The sequence below is a fragment of the Streptomyces tagetis genome (assembly GCF_018069565.1).
GTDB classification, from domain to species: domain Bacteria; phylum Actinomycetota; class Actinomycetes; order Streptomycetales; family Streptomycetaceae; genus Streptomyces; species Streptomyces tagetis.
Window position 1 is genome coordinate 227985 of sequence record NZ_JAGPNL010000009.1, and the last position, 14390, is coordinate 242374.

The following is a 14390-nucleotide window of genomic DNA, read 5'->3' on the forward strand; positions in this document are numbered from 1 at the left end:
TGCCGACGGCTACGGCGCCGACGCGGGGTCCGCGGTGCCGGTCAGGGGGTGGCCGCCGTTGTGGGGGCGTTCGCGTGCGGAGCCGCACAGTTCGGCGGTCAGCTCCTTCACGAGCTGCACCAGGTCGGTCGGGCGGTTTGGACCCCACCAGTCGCCCAGCATCTCCGCCAGGGAGTCCTCGCGGGCCTGCGCCAGCCGGTCGGCGACCCGGTGCCCCTCCTCGGTGAGGAGCAGGTCGAGGCCCTCGCGCACCGCGAGGCGCCGCTCCTCCACCTGCCGGGCGGCGGCCAGCACCACGTGCAGCGGAACGGGGCTGCGCTCGGCGAGCACGGCGGGCTCGACCTGCCCGTACCTCCGCACCCGCAGCAGCATCCAGCTCGCCGCCGGCAGCAGGTCGTACCCGGCCCGCTCGGTGATCTGGCGGTAGATCTCCCGGCGGCCCTCGCGGGTGCCGAGCACCGACAGGGCGCGGCACACCTCGTCGTGCGAGGAGCGTTCGACGGGGTTGCTGGCGAGGGTCTGGGTGCCGTCGGGCGCGGTGACCGAACCACGCAGCCGGTCCTCCTTCAGGAACCAGGCCAGCGCGAAGCCGAGCAGCGCGACGGGGGCCGCGTAGAGGAAGACGTCGGTGATGGCGGACGCGTAGGCGTGCAGCGCGGCGGGGCGCAACGCCGGTGGCAGTGCCGCGATGCCGCGCGGGTCGGCCTTCAGCGTGTCGGCCGACACGCCCGGGGGCAGCCGGGCGCCCCGGAAGGCGTCCGCCAGCGTGTCGCCGAGGCGGGTCGCGAAGACCGTGCCGAAGACGGCGACGCCGAAGGAGGCGCCGATGGAGCGGAAGAAGGTCGCCCCGGAGGTGGCGACGCCCAGGTCCTCGTAGGGGACGGCGTTCTGCACGATGAGCACCAGCACCTGCATCACGAGACCGAGTCCGGTGCCGAAGACGAAGAAGTAGACGCTCATCTCGGCGGTCGAACTGTGCTCGTCCAGCCGGTGCAGCAGGAGCAGTCCGATCGTGGTGACGGCGGTGCCCACGAGGGGGAACACCTTCCAGCGGCCGGTGCGGCTGACGATCTGCCCCGAGCCGGTCGACGCCAGCAGCAGGCCCGCCACCATCGGCAGCATGTGCACGCCGGACAACGTCGGGGTGATGCCCCGCACGACCTGGAGGAAGGTCGGCAGGTAGGTCATCGCGCCGAACATGGCGAAACCGACGATGAAACTGATGACGGCCGACAGCGTGAAGGTGCGGACCCGGAACAGTTTGAGCGGCAGCACCGGTTCGGCGGCCCGGCGCTCCACCGCCACGAAGACCACCGCCAGGAGCACGCCCAGCACCGCCAGCCCGAGGATCTGCGGCGAACTCCACGCCCAGGTGGTGCCGCCGAGCGAGGCGACCAGCACCAGACAGGTGGCGACGGAGGCGATGAGCAGGGTGCCGAGGTAGTCGATGGTGTGGCGGGTGCCGTGGCGCGGGATGTGCAGCACGGCCGCGATGACGACGAGCGCGACGACGCCGACCGGCAGGTTGACGTAGAAGACCCAGCGCCAGCTCAGGTGCTGGGTGAAGACGCCGCCGAGCAGCGGTCCGAGGACGCTGGTCGCGCCGAACACGGCGCCGAACAGGCCCTGGTAGCGGCCCCGTTCGCGGGGCGAGACGAGGTCGCCGACGATCGCCATCGACAGCACCATCAGCCCGCCGCCGCCGAGCCCTTGCAGGGCGCGGAAGGCGATCAGCTCGGTCATGCTCTGCGCGAGGCCGCACAGCGCCGAACCGGCCAGGAAGATGACGATCGCCGCCTGGAACAGCCGCTTGCGCCCGTACTGGTCCCCGAGCTTGCCCCACAGCGGCGTGGCGGCCGTCGCGGCCAGCAGGTAGGCGGTCACCACCCAGGACAGGTGCTCCAGGCCGCCGAGGTCGCTGACGATGGTGGGCAGCGCCGTGGACACGATGGTCTGGTCGAGCGCGGCGAGCAGCATGCCGAGGAGCAGCGCCCCGATGGAGACCAGTACGCCGCCGGAGACCTGTTCCTCCTCGGCGGGGCGCACCGGATCGCTCGCCTCGCCCACACGTGCGGCCATCAGGACCTCCCACAGGCGCCGTCACACACGTCCATCCTGGTCGGTGTGACCGTTTATGGCCTGTTGAGTCCTGAACGGAAGACGGACGTCACCGCGAATTCCCGGGGCATGCCCGCACGCGTGTGGAGGAGATCTGCATAATCTCTGGAGTTTACGAGTGGACCGCGAGGGGGATCGCGGCGGACCCCGCCAGGGGAAGGGATCGCGCGCGTGCAACGGCCGACGGGCTCACGGACACCACAGGAACCACGGAAGACACCCTCCGCACGGGAGGCGCAGGGCACGGCACCCAGCCCGCCGGGCGAGGAGGCACGGGGGACGACGCCCCCTCCGGGCGAGGAGGCGCGGGGGACGACGCCGAGCCCGCCGGGCAGGGAGGCACGGGGCACGGCACCCAGCCCGCCGGGCGAGGAGGCGCGGGGCACGACGACGCCCCCGCCCGGAGCGGCACACGCCGTGCCGGGGGCGCCCCTGGCACGGGCGGCGGGGGAAGCCCCCGGGGCTGGGGCGGCTGGAGCGTCCGGGGCACGGGCGGCGGAGGCGACGGAAGCGTCCGGGATAGCGGCGCACGGGGCGTCCGGGGCGTCCGGAGCCCACGGAGCATCCGGCATACCGGCGCACGGGGCCGGTGCGCTCGGAGCGTCCGGGATACCGGGGCCGCGGGAGGCGGCGGAGGCTCAGAGGGCCGCTCCTGGGACGGACGGGGCGACGCAAGGAGCCCAGGAGGCGGGCGGGGCACAGGTGACGCTGGAGGCAGGCGAGGCCCGGGGGGCCGGGGAGGCCCAAGGGAACCGGGAGGCCCAAGGGAACCGGGAGGCCGGCGCACCGGGCGCACCCGGCGCCGGAGCACCCGTCCCGGCCGGCGCTCAGCACGCTGCCGGAGGGTCGGGGCACGCCTGCCCCGAATGCGCGGCGCCCCGCAAGCCGGACCGGACGCCCTCCTGCGGCTGCGGTTCGCGGGCGGCCGAGGCGCTGCGCGACGCCCGTACGGCGCAGGCGGCAGCGGCCGAGGACTTCACCCCGCTGCGGATACGCCCGTACGTGGAACTGGCCGACGCCCACGGCCCGGCGACGCCCCCGCCCTCTCCCGTACCGCACCCCGGCGCCGACACGGCCCCGGTCACGGAACCCGGAACGGACCCGTTCACGAAGCCCGCCGGTGCCCCGGACACGAACCCCAGCACGCATCCCGTCACGGCCCCGGGCGCAGCCCCGGGCACGGCCGTCTCCGGCGCAGCAGCCCCCGGCGCGACCCCTGGCGCGGTCCCGGGCGGGGTCCCGGGCGCAGCCCCCGGCACGGTCTCGGACGCGACCTCTGACACGGTGCCGGGCGTAGCCCCCGGCGCGGTCCCGGGCGCGGTTCCGGGCGCAGTCCCAGGCACGGTTCCGGGCGCGACCCCCGGCGCGGTCGTCTCGGGCGCAGCCCCCGGCGCGATCCCGGGCGTGGCCCCCGGCACGATCCCGGGCGTGGCCTCTGGCACCGTTCCGGGCGCAGCCCCCGGCACGGTCCCGGACTCGGCCCTTGGCACAGTCCCGGGCGCAGCCCCCGGCGCCGATCCGGAAGCCACGATGATGCTGCGGACCCTCGGCACCGCACCGCCCACGCCACCCACGGCGCCCGCACCGCCTCCGGCGCCCTCCGGCGGCACGCCCGAGCCCTCGGCTGCCCGTCAATCGGCCGACACACCGGGCGCTCACCGCGCCTCCGGCGGCCCCGTCCCGGAGGGCATGACTCCCCCACCGCCCACCGCCCCGACCGCCGTCGACCCACCCAACACGCCCGACACGCCCCGGGCGGACCCCGAAGCCACCATGGCGCTCCGCGTCGTCGCCCCCACGCCGCCCCCGCAGTCCTCCCCGCCGGCCGCCGCCGGCACGGGCTCTGCGCTGCCCACCCCCCTCGCTCCGTCCGACGACACGCCCAACTCGCGCGACGTGCGCATGTTCGACACGGGGGCCTTGCCGATCCCGCCCCCCGCCACGCTCGCCACGCCCGGAGCACCCGCGTCTCCCGCCGCACCGGGCACCGGCGACACGCCCGCCCCGCGCCGACGGCGCCGTGGCGCGCTGCTGGGCGCCGCCGGTGCGGTCGTCGCCGTGGTGGGCGCGGCCGGGTACGTCAGCGGACTGTTCTCCTACGAGTCGCCGTCGAGGAGCGGGGCCCTGCCGGACGAGGTCCGGGCGAGCGTCCCGGACACCGCGTCCGACACGCCCGAGCCGTCCGCCACCGCGCCGAGCGGCACCGCGACCGCGTCGGTGCCCGTGTCACCGTCGGCCTCCGCGCCCGTGGAGGCCGGTGCGAGCACGGAGCCCTCTGCCTCCGCGCCGGTCACGGCGAGTCCCTCGGAATCGGCGGCGGTGCCGGACGAGCCGAGCGCCCCGGTGACCTCGGCCCCGGCCGCCCCGACGGCCGACCCGGTGGGCCCGGCCCCGGACGAGGGCGGCGGTCCGGTCCTCAGCCGGGGCAGCCGGGGCCCCGCCGTCACGGAGCTGCAACAGCGGCTGACCCAACTGCACCTGTACACGGGCCGGATCAACGGCAGCTACGGCCGCCAGGTCGAGGACTCCGTCCGCGTCTACCAGTGGGCGCGTGGCATCCGCGGCGACGGCCTCGGCGTCTACGGTCCGGACACCCGGCGCGCTCTGGAGGCGGAGACCCAGGCCCCCTGACCCGGCCGGATCGCCGACGGCGGAGCACCGTCGGCGATCCGGCAACCCAGCAACCGGTGAACGGTGAACGGGTAATGCGCTGGTTCGGCGCCCCAACGGGCCCGGCAATCCGGTGCCCCAGCGACCGCGGCGCCGCCCGCGAACCAGCGGCCCGCCACTCCACCCGCCGCCCCGACGACCGGCGATCCGGCCCCCGGCAATCCGGCGGACGGCTGACACGCCGGTTCGGCGCCCCAACGGCACGGCGACCCGGCAATCCGGTGCCCCCGGGCGAACCAGCGACCCGCCCCGGTGCCCGCCACCCCCGCCGCCCGCCAGGGCCCCGTTCAGCCCACGTCGAGCCGCAGCGTCCCGTCCCCGGCCGCCGTGACCCGGACCCGGGTGAGGTCGGGGACGGTGACGTCGGGGCGGTGGAAACCGGCCCGCGGGCCGATGCCGACGACCCGCATCCCGGCGGCCCGCGCGGCGGCGATGCCCGCGGCGGAGTCCTCGAAGGCGACGCAGTCGGCGGGGGCGATGCCCAGTTCGGCGGCGCCCTTGAGGAAGCCCTCGGGGTCGGGCTTGCTCGCGCCGACCGACTCGGCGGTGATCCGGACGTCCGGCAGGGCGAGCCCGGCGGCGGCCATCCGCGCGCCGGCCAGGGCGGCGTCGGCGGAGGTCACCAGCGCGTGGGGCAGCCCGGCCAGCGAGGCGAGGAACCCGGCCGCGCCCGGGATCGCGACGACGCCCTCGGTGTCGGCGGTCTCCTCGGCGAGCATGCGCGCGTTGTCGGCGTGGTTCTGCTCCATGGGGCGGTCCGGCAGCAGCAGCGCCATGGAGGCGTAGCCCTGGCGGCCGTGGACGACCTTCATCACCTCGTCGCCGTCGAGTCCGTGCCGGTCGGCCCAGCGCCGCCAGACCCGCTCGACGGCGGCGTCCGAGTTGACGAGGGTGCCGTCCATGTCGAGGAGGAGGGCGCGGGCGGTGAGCGAGGGCGTGGCCGTCATCGGCGGTCTCCAGGGCGGGGGAAGGGGTGCGGACGGCGGAGCCCGCCGTGTGTTCCGGGGGACAAGGTGGCCCCGCCCGCCGGTCAGGGAAAACGGGCGGGAGCCACTTTGTTTCTCCACGGTACAAAAGAGGTCGGGCTTCGCGCCACCGCCCCCGGGTGAACACCTCCCCCCGGGGGCGGGCGGTCCGGCCGGCCTCACGCGGTGGCCGCCTCCCACAGGCTCCACACGCCGAGGCCCGCCATGAGCACCGCGGCGATCTTCGTGATGAGCCCCAGCGGCACCCGCTTCATCAGCGCCCGTCCGCCGACGATGCCGAGCCCGGCCACGGCCCACAGGGCGAGCACCGCGCCCAGGCCGACGGAGACCGGGTCGTCGTAGCGGGCCGCGAGGTTGGCCGTCATGATCTGGGTGAGGTCGCCGAACTCGGCGACCAGGATGAGCATGAAGCCCGCCCCGGCGACCTTCCAGAAGGACTGGTCCTCGGGCCGGCGGATCTCCTCGTCCCCGTCGTCCTTCTTCAGCAGGAGCATCGCCGCGCCGCCCAGGAAGAGCACGCCGGTCACCGCGTGCACGATCTGCTGCGGCAGCAGGGTCAGGACACTGCCCGCCGCCACCGCCAGCACGACGTGCAGCGCGAACGCGGCGGCCACGCCGGCGAAGACGTAGGACGCGCGGTAGCGGGTGCCGAGGACGAGACCGGCGAGGGCGGTCTTGTCCGGGAGCTCGGCGAGGAAGACGACGCCGAAGACGATCGCCGTCACGGTGAAGCTGATCAAGAGGTCCTCTATCGGTCGGGGCCGCCCCGCCGAGAGTGTGGGTCCTGCGGTCACGACACCTCGGCACGGCAGCACACTTGATCGTCCCCGCCGCACGGCGGGAACGCGCACTGCTTGCCGAAGGTCTCGCTGGCGGCCCCATGACCGAGGTCCGCCTCCGGGCGCCGGCTCAGGCGAGCTGAGCAGTGTGTCGACGGTCCGGCGAAGAGCTACTCCCCTTCTGCGCCGTCCATGGTACGCGAGACGCCGGGCGGCTTCGAAGTGGCGAAAGCCCCGCCGCCCCTAGACGTGTCATGCACGTGTCACTAACTTCTTACCGGCCGCACACCCGCGCGCCACCCGGTGCCGCGAGCATTCCCCTCGCCCGCGTCCCGACACCCCCACGCCTCAAGGGAGTTCGCATGCCGAAGCTCTACGCGCGTCGACGGTTCACCGTCCTCGCCGCGCTCACCGGACTCATAGCCTCCGCCGGGCTCTTCAACGGCCCGGCCGCCTCCGCCGCCCTCCCCACCCCGGTCAGCGCCGCCACCGCGCGCGGCTACCTCGCCTCCCTGAAGGTGGCCACCGAGAACCGCACCGGCTACAACCGCAGCCTCTTCCCGCACTGGATCACCCAGTCCGGCACCTGCAACACCCGCGAGACCGTCCTCAAGCGTGACGGCACCAACGTCGTCACCGACGCCGCCTGCGCCTCCACCAGCGGCAGTTGGTACTCGCCCTACGACGGCGCCACCTGGACCGCCGCCTCCGACGTCGACATCGACCACCTCGTCCCGCTGGCCGAGGCGTGGGACTCCGGCGCGGGCGCCTGGACCACCGCCCAGCGCCAGGCGTTCGCCAACGACCTGACGCGCCCGCAGCTCCTCGCCGTCACCGACAACGTGAACCAGTCCAAGGGCGACAAGGACCCGGCCGAGTGGATGCCGCCCCGGGCCGCCTACCACTGCACCTACGTGCGCGCCTGGGTGCAGGTGAAGTACTACTACGACCTCTCGGTCGACACCGCCGAGAAGACGGCGCTCACGAACCAGCTCGCCGGCTGCTGACGCCCGGCACGCCGAACCCCCCGCCCTCCCCCGTCCGGCACGGGGGAGGGCGGGTCCGTCTCCGGCGGCGGGACTACTGTGACGCGGGCCAGACGACCGCCTGGGCGACGACGACCCGCTCGCCGTCGAAGGTGACGGCGGGGCCCTCGTGCAGGCGGTAGCCGAGGGCCAGCATCCCGCTCACCCGGTGACAGAAGGCCGGGTCGTCGGGGCCCGTCAGGACGCGGTAGACGGGCAGGCCGTCCGGTGGTGCGCTCATGCGGACGATGATCCCAGATCCCACCCGCCCCCCGGTCCCCCCTGGGCCCGCATTCCGGCCACCGCGCCCGCGGTTCGCCGCCGGGGTGGAACGTTCCTCACGTGGGGTGGTTTTCCGCTACGAACTGGTAACCCGGAGTTAAGTATTGGCTAAATGTTGAACTTGCAAGCACTAATAAGGCACACCTAACGTGGGCAGCCCCGCTCGGTTTCCCCCTCCCCGCCGGCCCCACGGACCGGCCGAACCGAAGGAGTTCCCCCCACATGACCGGTCGCCTGGACAGCGCGCAGCCCTATGCGCTCGGCCTCTTCCGCATCGTCGTCGGCCTGCTCTTCGCCTGCCACGGCGCGGCCTCCCTCTTCGGGGTCCTCGGCGGCACCCCGGGCGCGGGCGACGCCACCGTCGCGGCGGGCGCCTGGCCCGGCTGGTACGCGGCCGTGATACAGCTCGGCGGCGGCGTCCTCGTACTGCTGGGCCTCGCCACCCGCGCCACCGCGGTCCTCGCCTCGGGCTCGATGGCGTACGCGTACTTCACGGTGCACCAGCCGGGCGCCCTGTGGCCGATGGAGAACGGCGGCGAGGCGTCCGCCATGTTCTGCTGGGCCTTCCTGCTGCTGGCCTTCACCGGCTCCGGCGCCCTCGGCCTGGACCGGCTGCTCGCCCGGCGCGGCACCGGGCGGCGGGAGACGGCCGCCGAGCGGACGCCGGTCGCGGTCTGAAGGGCGGGCGACCCCCGGCCCGCACCCGGCCCACACCCCGCCCCGCACCCGGGCCCGACACCCGGCCCCGCACCCGGCCCGGCGGCGGGCCGGGGCCGCCGGGACCTCCGACGGCGGGGTGAACATCCCGTGCCGAACACAGAAGCCCCCTGTGAATCTTGTGTCACACCCCCCGCGTAGGCTGTATGGCTGTGATGAGCCGCTCCTGCCGTCCTCCGCACCGCGGCACGGTCCGGCCCACGGGGGATGGACGGGGAGTCGTGGTGGTCGAGAGTCTGGGGAGCATCGGGTCGCTGATCAGCAGCCCGTGGATCTACGCGCTGGTGGGCGTCTCGGTCCTCCTCGACGTGTTCCTGCCGGTGCTGCCGAGCGGTGTGCTGGTGATCACCGCGGCCACCGCCGCGGCGGCGGGCTCGGGTGCGGCGGCGGCCGGCCGGGTCCCGCACGACGTGCCGGACATCCTGGTCCTCCTGCTGTGCGCCACGGCCGCCTCGGTCGTCGGCGACCTGGTCGTCTACCGGCTCGCCTGGCGCGGCGGGCCGCGCCTGGACCGGGCCATCGCCCGCTCCCGCCGGCTGACCACCGCGCAGGAGCGCCTCGGCGGCGCCCTGGCCCGCGGCGGCGGCGCGCTCGTGGTGCTGGCCCGCTTCGCGCCGGCCGGCCGCTCGGTCGTCTCTCTCGTCGCCGGGTCCGCGCACCGCCGGGCCCGCGAGTTCCTGCCCTGGTCGGCGCTGGCGGGGCTGGCCTGGGCCGCGTACAGCGTGGCGCTCGGCTACTTCGGCGGGCAGTGGCTCGGCGCGAGCTGGCTGGCGACGGGGGTGTCGCTGGCCGCGCTCTTCGCCGCGGGGGCGGGCGCCGCCTTCCTGATGCGCCGTCAGCCCCAGGCCGCGTAAGCCCCTCGCGCTCCTCATCCCGCCCCGCGGGCGGCGGCGCCTCCGCGCACCTCCAGGTCGTCCAGCAACTGGGCGGTGGCCGCGGTGACGGCCTCCACGGCGCGGTCGAAGACCTCCCTGTTGTGCGCAGCCGGGGCGCGGAACCCCGAGACCTTGCGCACGTATTGCAGGGCGGCGGCCCTGATCTCGTCCTCGGTGGCCTCCTCGGCCAGCGCGGGCGGTCGGAGCGTCTTGATGCTGCGGCACATGGCGTCACCCTCCTGCGTCGGTCCGCGGGGCCGCCCGCCGCCCGTGCGACGGGCGCACGCCGCCGGCTCCCACGTTCTCCACGGTAGGACAGGGGTACGACAGCCGGGCCGGACCGGACGGCCACCCGTTCGCGTGAAGCGATCCGGGGAACGCGCGCTCCGAAATCGAACAGGCGTATCATTGTGGTGTGGCTGCGACCTATGACTTCCCGAGTGACCTCCTCGCCGGTCAGGAGGAACTTCATCAGGTCCGGGCCGAGCTGTCGGCCCTGCTGAAGAGGCTCCCCTGGTCCGTGGAGCCGCTGGACGGCTTCAGCGACGACAACGGCTGGCGCAAGGTCGAGCGCCCCGCCTCCCCCGGCTGGTCCGCGGACGAGCAGGCGGAGGTGGAGAAGCTGCGCCGGCGCGAGCACGAGCTGGCCGTCTTCGTGAGCACCCACCGCTACTGGTCCGAGGTCGCCGGAGCCGACCGCGTCCGCGCGCGCTCCGAGCTGAAGCGGGCCCGCGAGACCCCGCCCGGGGCCACCGGCGAGGCGGCACCCGGGCAGGGCTCGTAGGCGCGGCGGAGCCGGATCACCCCTCGCCGAGGGGCTTCCTCATCTCGGCGATCTCGGCGATCTGCGCCGAGACGACGTCCTCGGCCATGGCCCGTGCGGGGCCGTGCCGGCCCTGGGCGAGTTCGGCCTCGGCCATCTCGACCGCGCCCTCGTGGTGCGCGATCACCATCGTCAGGAACATCCGGTCGAAGGCCGCGCCCGAGGCTCCTTCCAGCTCGGCCGACGCGGACCGTCCGGCGGTCATCCGCGCCCTGTCCAGCGCCTGCCGGTGATGGGGGATCATGCCCTGCGCGAAGGCGACGTCCTGGGCGTTGTGCGCGTCGGTGCCGGTCATGACACTCCCGGCACTCGCGGACGGCGAGGTCTGCGGGCCTTCCTGCCCGCTGCCGCCGCCGCTCTGGCCACCGGCGCAGGCGGCGAGGACGAGCACCACGGTGACGCCGGCCGCCGGGGAGGGCGGTGCGGCGCGTCAGGGTACGGATGCCGTTCATGCGTGAACTCCTGCGGGGAATCGGATCGTCGACGTGCCGGTGTGCCGCACCGCGCGCCGGTCTCGGCCGGGGGCGGTGCGGGCAGGGGCGGCGTCTATCTCCGCAGAAGCCGGAGTTCGGCGAGGGAGGGCGGGGCGCGGGCAGCGCCGGTCCCGTGGCCAGGGCGCCGGACGCGCAGGCCGCGTCGGCGTGGCGCGGGTGCCCGCCGCCGGGCCCGCCCGTCTCGGCACAGGCGTACGCCGTGACGGGCGCCGCGGACACGGGCGCGGGGTGGGGCGCGGCGGGGTGCGCGGCGGCGTGCGCGGCGGGGAGCCCGCCGCCGGGGGCCAGGCCGTGCATCCCCGGCACTCCGGCGACCACGCCGAGCAGGCACGCGGCACGCCACCACCACACGGGCGGGCGCCGGACGCGGGACTCGGGCGTGCTCACGGAGAGCATCCTGGGAAGACGGGCGCGGGCACACGCGCAGGGCCCCCGGAAAGATTCCGGGGGCCCTCGCTCCGGCGGGGTGCCGGTCCTGGTGGGCGCGGACGGTTTCGAACCGCCGACATCCTGCTTGTAAGGCAGGCGCTCTACCCCTGAGCTACGCACCCAGGACGAGTCGACAGCCTACATGGCCCCGGCGCCCGTCCCGCAAACCCCCGCCCGCGCCCCGCCAGCACCCTCCGCACGTGCCCGCCGCCCCTCCGCAACACCCCCCGCCGCACCCTCCGGCGCACCTCCCGCCTCACCCTCCGGCGCACCTCCAGGAGCCCCCGGGACAGCCCCGCAGCCCTCCTCCGCCGGGCCACCGCCAGGACCCGTGTCACCCCGCCGCCGGGCCACCGCCAGGACCCGCGTCACCCCGCCCGCCGGGCCGCCGCTCCCCCGGCCTGGGGTTAACCCCACCCCCGATCCGGGAGCGGCCCGGATACCCCTCAAGAGCCGTGCTCCGTACGGTCATAGAGCCTCGCCGAACGGGCCCCGCCGACAGGGCGGGCGTCCGCGCGGCGGGGCACGCAGCCGTCCGTCCAGGGGGAGAAGACCCGTCATGACCGTCCGTACCGTTCCCGCCCGCGCGCTGGCCGCCGCCGGCGCCGTCGCCGTCCTGCTGGCGGGCCTCGTCGGCTGCGCCTCCGCCGAGGACGACAAGGACCCCGAGCACCGGTCCTTCTCCCTGCCGGGGAAGACGCTCACCATCGACTCGGACGACTCGGCGCTGGAGATCGTCGCGGGCGGCCGGGCGGCCGACGGGCGGATCGAGGTGACCCGATGGTTCTCGGGCTCGGTCACCCTCGGCAAGGACCCCGAGGTGAGCTGGCGGATGACGGACGACCGGCTGGTGCTGCGGATGCGCTGCTCCGGGGTCATCGCCGACTGCTCGGCCCGGCACCGGATCGAGGTGCCGCGCGGCGTCGCCGTCACGGTGCTGGACGACGACGGCAGCGTGCGGGCGAGCGGGTTCCGGGACCCGCTGAACATCCGTACCAAGGACGGTTCGCTGCACGTCACCGACAGCACCGGGCCGCTGGAGCTGCGCACCGACGACGGTTCGGTGCGCGCGGAGGTCTCCTCCCGGCGGGTCGACGCGCGCACCGGCGACGGATCGGTGCGCCTCACCCTGGGCGCCGTACCGGACCGGGTGCGGGCGCGGAGCGGCGACGGGTCGGTGTCGGTGACCGTGCCGGAGGCCGCGTACAAGCTGACGACGAGCACCGGCGACGGGTCGGTACGGGCCGACGTGCGCCGCGACGACGCCAGCCCGCACGTCCTCGACGTCCGTACCGAGGACGGCTCGATCACGGTGCGCACGGCGAACTGACCGGGCCCGTGTGTTCGTCTTCCCCGGGTGGGACAATGGACCGACCCGGGAAGACGGACGACACGGGAGAGGGATGTGACGGCGACACCATCGCAGCCGAACTCGCCGATGGTGCCGTGCGCACCACACCCGCCGCGCCTCACCGCGCCCCGGCGCCCGCCGGGGGCGCTCCGCGACGCGGTCACCCTGATCGGGCTCCCGCTCCTCGCCGCGCTGGCGCTGCCCGCCGCCTTCGCGGGCGGCGGCACCCGGCGCTGGTTCGGCGGGCGCGCGGAGAGCCAGCGGGCGGAGGCGCAGGCCGCGAAGGACGCCGCCGCCGCGGCCTTCTACGAACTGGACACCGCCCAGCGCGAGCTGCGGATCTCCGTCGAGACGATCGCCGCCGTCGACTCCTCCCCCGCCGCCCGGCAGGCCGTGGAGCAGTTCGCGGCGCTGGGCCGGACCATCGACGCGGCCAGCCACCACTACATCGAGGCCGTGGACGCCCACGACCTCGACCGGGACGACCTGGAGGCGTCGGCCGCCGCGCGGGCCCGCACCGAACTCACCCGGGCCAAGGACGACCTGGACCGGGTCCGGCGGGACCTCGACCGGTACGCGGCCGACCTCGGCCCGCTGCTCGGCAAGGCCGAGACCCAGCTCGCCCGGCTCGCCCCCGCCGTCGAACGGGCCCGGCAGGCACTCCTCGCCGCCTCCGACGCGCTGGACGCGGCCCGTGGCTCCGGGCTGGGCGCCGACGACCTCGCCGCCCGGCTCGCCGCCCTCGGCCCGGAGCTGACCCGGCTGAACGAGGGCGCGGGCCGCCACGGCCTGCCGCAGACCCTGGAGCGGGCCGAACGCGTCACACGGGAGGCCGAGGCGGTACGGGCCGAGGCCGAGCGGCTGCCCGAGCGGGCCGCCGAGATCGACCGCCGGCTGGTCACCCTGCGGACCCGCGCCCAGGCGCTGACCACCCGGGCCGGGCAGGTGGAGCCGGTCCTGAGCGAGCTGCGGCGCCGCTTCACGGCCGCCTGCTGGCAGGACCTCCAGCAGGTCCCGGACCAGGCCGCCGCCTCCGTCCGCCAGGCCGAGCAGAAGCTCGCCGAGGCGCGGACCGCCCGTGCCGAGCAGCGCTGGGCGGACGCCACCGGCCTGCTGTCGACGGTACGGGAGCTGCTGAACGGGACCGACGAGGCGGTCTCCGCCGCCGGGGACCGGCTGCGGCAGCTCAACGCCGTGCAGAAGGACCCGGAGCGGGAGGTCGAGCGGACCCGGTTCGCCATCCGCGACGCCCAGCGGCTGGCCATGGCGGGCCGCACCACCCCCGAGCCCCGGCACGCCCGGCCCCTCGACGACGCCGTGGCCCGGCTGGAGCGCGCGGTCGCCGGGCTGGAGGGCCGCCACCCCGACTACTGGCACTTCCTCACCGAGACGGACGCGGTACGGCGGACGGTGACCCGGGTCGTCACGGAGATCCGCGAGGAGCGCGGCGCGGGCCAGTGACGGTGTCGCCGTGCCCCGTCCCGGCCCCGGGCCGCCCCGTCCCGGCCCCGGGCCCCGGCGTCCGCGCACCCGGCCGCGGGCCCGGCACAGGCCCCCGGCCACGGACCCCGCACACGCACCCGGCCCCGCCGGGGCGGGCCCCCGCTAACCTGGGCGCATGCCTCGTTACGAGTACCGCTGCCGAAGCTGTGGCGACACCTTCGAGTTGAGCCGGCCCATGGCCGAGTCCTCCGCCCCCGCCGCCTGCCCCTCGGGCCACGACGACACGGTGAAGCTGCTGTCGACGGTCGCCGTCGGCGGCACCTCCTCCGCGCCCGCCGCGGCGCCCCGGCCCTCCGGCGGGGGCGGCGGCTGCTGCGGCGGGGGATGCTGCGGCTGAC

14 protein-coding genes, 1 tRNA gene and 1 pseudogene are annotated in these 14390 nt (G+C 75.7%); 8 read left to right on the forward strand and 8 right to left on the reverse strand.

Annotation, left to right across the window (positions count from 1 at the left end; genetic code table 11):
- Positions 1-9: 9 nt before the first annotated feature.
- A complete protein-coding gene (locus J5Y05_RS27235; protein WP_210875753.1) occupies positions 10-2079 on the reverse strand; it encodes an MDR family MFS transporter in 2070 nt (689 codons plus the stop codon).
- Positions 2080-3807: 1728 nt separating this feature from the next.
- Here J5Y05_RS27235 and J5Y05_RS27240 point away from each other — a divergent pair.
- Positions 3808-4749, forward strand: coding sequence for a peptidoglycan-binding domain-containing protein (locus tag J5Y05_RS27240; protein WP_247615388.1), 942 nt, complete (start codon positions 3808-3810; stop codon positions 4747-4749).
- Between the two features lie 326 nt (positions 4750-5075).
- Here J5Y05_RS27240 and J5Y05_RS27245 read toward each other — a convergent pair whose 3' ends face one another.
- Positions 5076-5735, reverse strand: coding sequence for an HAD-IA family hydrolase (locus J5Y05_RS27245; RefSeq protein WP_210875755.1), 660 nt, complete (start codon positions 5733-5735; stop codon positions 5076-5078).
- Positions 5736-5932: 197 nt separating this feature from the next.
- Positions 5933-6514: a TMEM165/GDT1 family protein gene (locus J5Y05_RS27250; RefSeq protein WP_210875757.1), complete on the reverse strand. Its 582-nt coding sequence runs from the start codon at positions 6512-6514 to the stop codon at positions 5933-5935.
- Positions 6515-6915: 401 nt separating this feature from the next.
- Between J5Y05_RS27250 and J5Y05_RS27255 the strand changes: the two genes are divergently transcribed.
- Entirely contained in the window at positions 6916-7560 is a 645-nt protein-coding gene (locus J5Y05_RS27255; protein ID WP_210875758.1) for an HNH endonuclease family protein, read from the forward strand.
- A gap of 73 nt (positions 7561-7633) precedes the next feature.
- Here the strand turns inward: J5Y05_RS27255 and J5Y05_RS27260 are convergent, their stop codons facing one another.
- Positions 7634-7819 carry a DUF1737 domain-containing protein gene (locus J5Y05_RS27260; RefSeq protein WP_210875759.1) on the reverse strand — a complete coding sequence of 62 codons (186 nt, stop codon included), beginning with the start codon at positions 7817-7819 and terminating at the stop codon, positions 7634-7636.
- Between the two features lie 263 nt (positions 7820-8082).
- On the opposite strand from J5Y05_RS27260, the gene J5Y05_RS27265 reads away from it, so the two are divergent.
- Together J5Y05_RS27265 and J5Y05_RS27270 are read left to right on the forward strand one after the other, a co-directional pair.
- A complete protein-coding gene (locus J5Y05_RS27265) occupies positions 8083-8538 on the forward strand; it encodes a DoxX family protein (RefSeq protein WP_210875761.1) in 456 nt (151 codons plus the stop codon).
- 263 nt (positions 8539-8801) lie between these two features.
- Positions 8802-9431, forward strand: coding sequence for a DedA family protein (locus tag J5Y05_RS27270; RefSeq protein ID WP_210875944.1), 630 nt, complete (start codon positions 8802-8804; stop codon positions 9429-9431).
- Positions 9432-9445: 14 nt separating this feature from the next.
- Here the strand turns inward: J5Y05_RS27270 and J5Y05_RS27275 are convergent, their stop codons facing one another.
- On the reverse strand, positions 9446-9679 hold the full coding sequence (locus J5Y05_RS27275; RefSeq protein ID WP_210875763.1) for a DUF2277 domain-containing protein: 234 nt from the start codon (positions 9677-9679) through the stop codon (positions 9446-9448).
- 188 nt (positions 9680-9867) lie between these two features.
- On the opposite strand from J5Y05_RS27275, the gene J5Y05_RS27280 reads away from it, so the two are divergent.
- On the forward strand, positions 9868-10236 hold the full coding sequence (locus J5Y05_RS27280; RefSeq protein WP_210875765.1) for a DUF8825 domain-containing protein: 369 nt from the start codon (positions 9868-9870) through the stop codon (positions 10234-10236).
- Between the two features lie 16 nt (positions 10237-10252).
- Here the strand turns inward: J5Y05_RS27280 and J5Y05_RS27285 are convergent, their stop codons facing one another.
- The 3 genes and pseudogenes from J5Y05_RS27285 to J5Y05_RS27290 form a co-directional block, all read right to left on the reverse strand.
- A complete protein-coding gene (locus J5Y05_RS27285; RefSeq protein WP_307854112.1) occupies positions 10253-10570 on the reverse strand; it encodes a DUF305 domain-containing protein in 318 nt (105 codons plus the stop codon).
- Positions 10571-10865: 295 nt separating this feature from the next.
- Positions 10866-11165 (reverse strand): annotated as a pseudogene (locus J5Y05_RS32700) (DUF6153 family protein); the annotation flags it as partial.
- A gap of 80 nt (positions 11166-11245) precedes the next feature.
- A tRNA-Val gene (locus tag J5Y05_RS27290) sits at positions 11246-11320 on the reverse strand.
- 437 nt (positions 11321-11757) lie between these two features.
- On the opposite strand from J5Y05_RS27290, the gene J5Y05_RS27295 reads away from it, so the two are divergent.
- The 3 genes from J5Y05_RS27295 to J5Y05_RS27305 all read left to right on the forward strand — a co-directional run bounded on the left by J5Y05_RS27295 (position 11758) and on the right by J5Y05_RS27305 (position 14389).
- On the forward strand, positions 11758-12528 hold the full coding sequence (locus tag J5Y05_RS27295; RefSeq protein ID WP_210875766.1) for a DUF4097 family beta strand repeat-containing protein: 771 nt from the start codon (positions 11758-11760) through the stop codon (positions 12526-12528).
- 75 nt (positions 12529-12603) lie between these two features.
- Positions 12604-14010 carry a coiled-coil domain-containing protein gene (locus J5Y05_RS27300; protein ID WP_210875768.1) on the forward strand — a complete coding sequence of 469 codons (1407 nt, stop codon included), beginning with the start codon at positions 12604-12606 and terminating at the stop codon, positions 14008-14010.
- A 157-nt stretch (positions 14011-14167) separates the two neighbouring features.
- A complete protein-coding gene (locus J5Y05_RS27305; protein WP_210875770.1) occupies positions 14168-14389 on the forward strand; it encodes an FmdB family zinc ribbon protein in 222 nt (73 codons plus the stop codon).
- Position 14390: the final 1 nt, after the last annotated feature.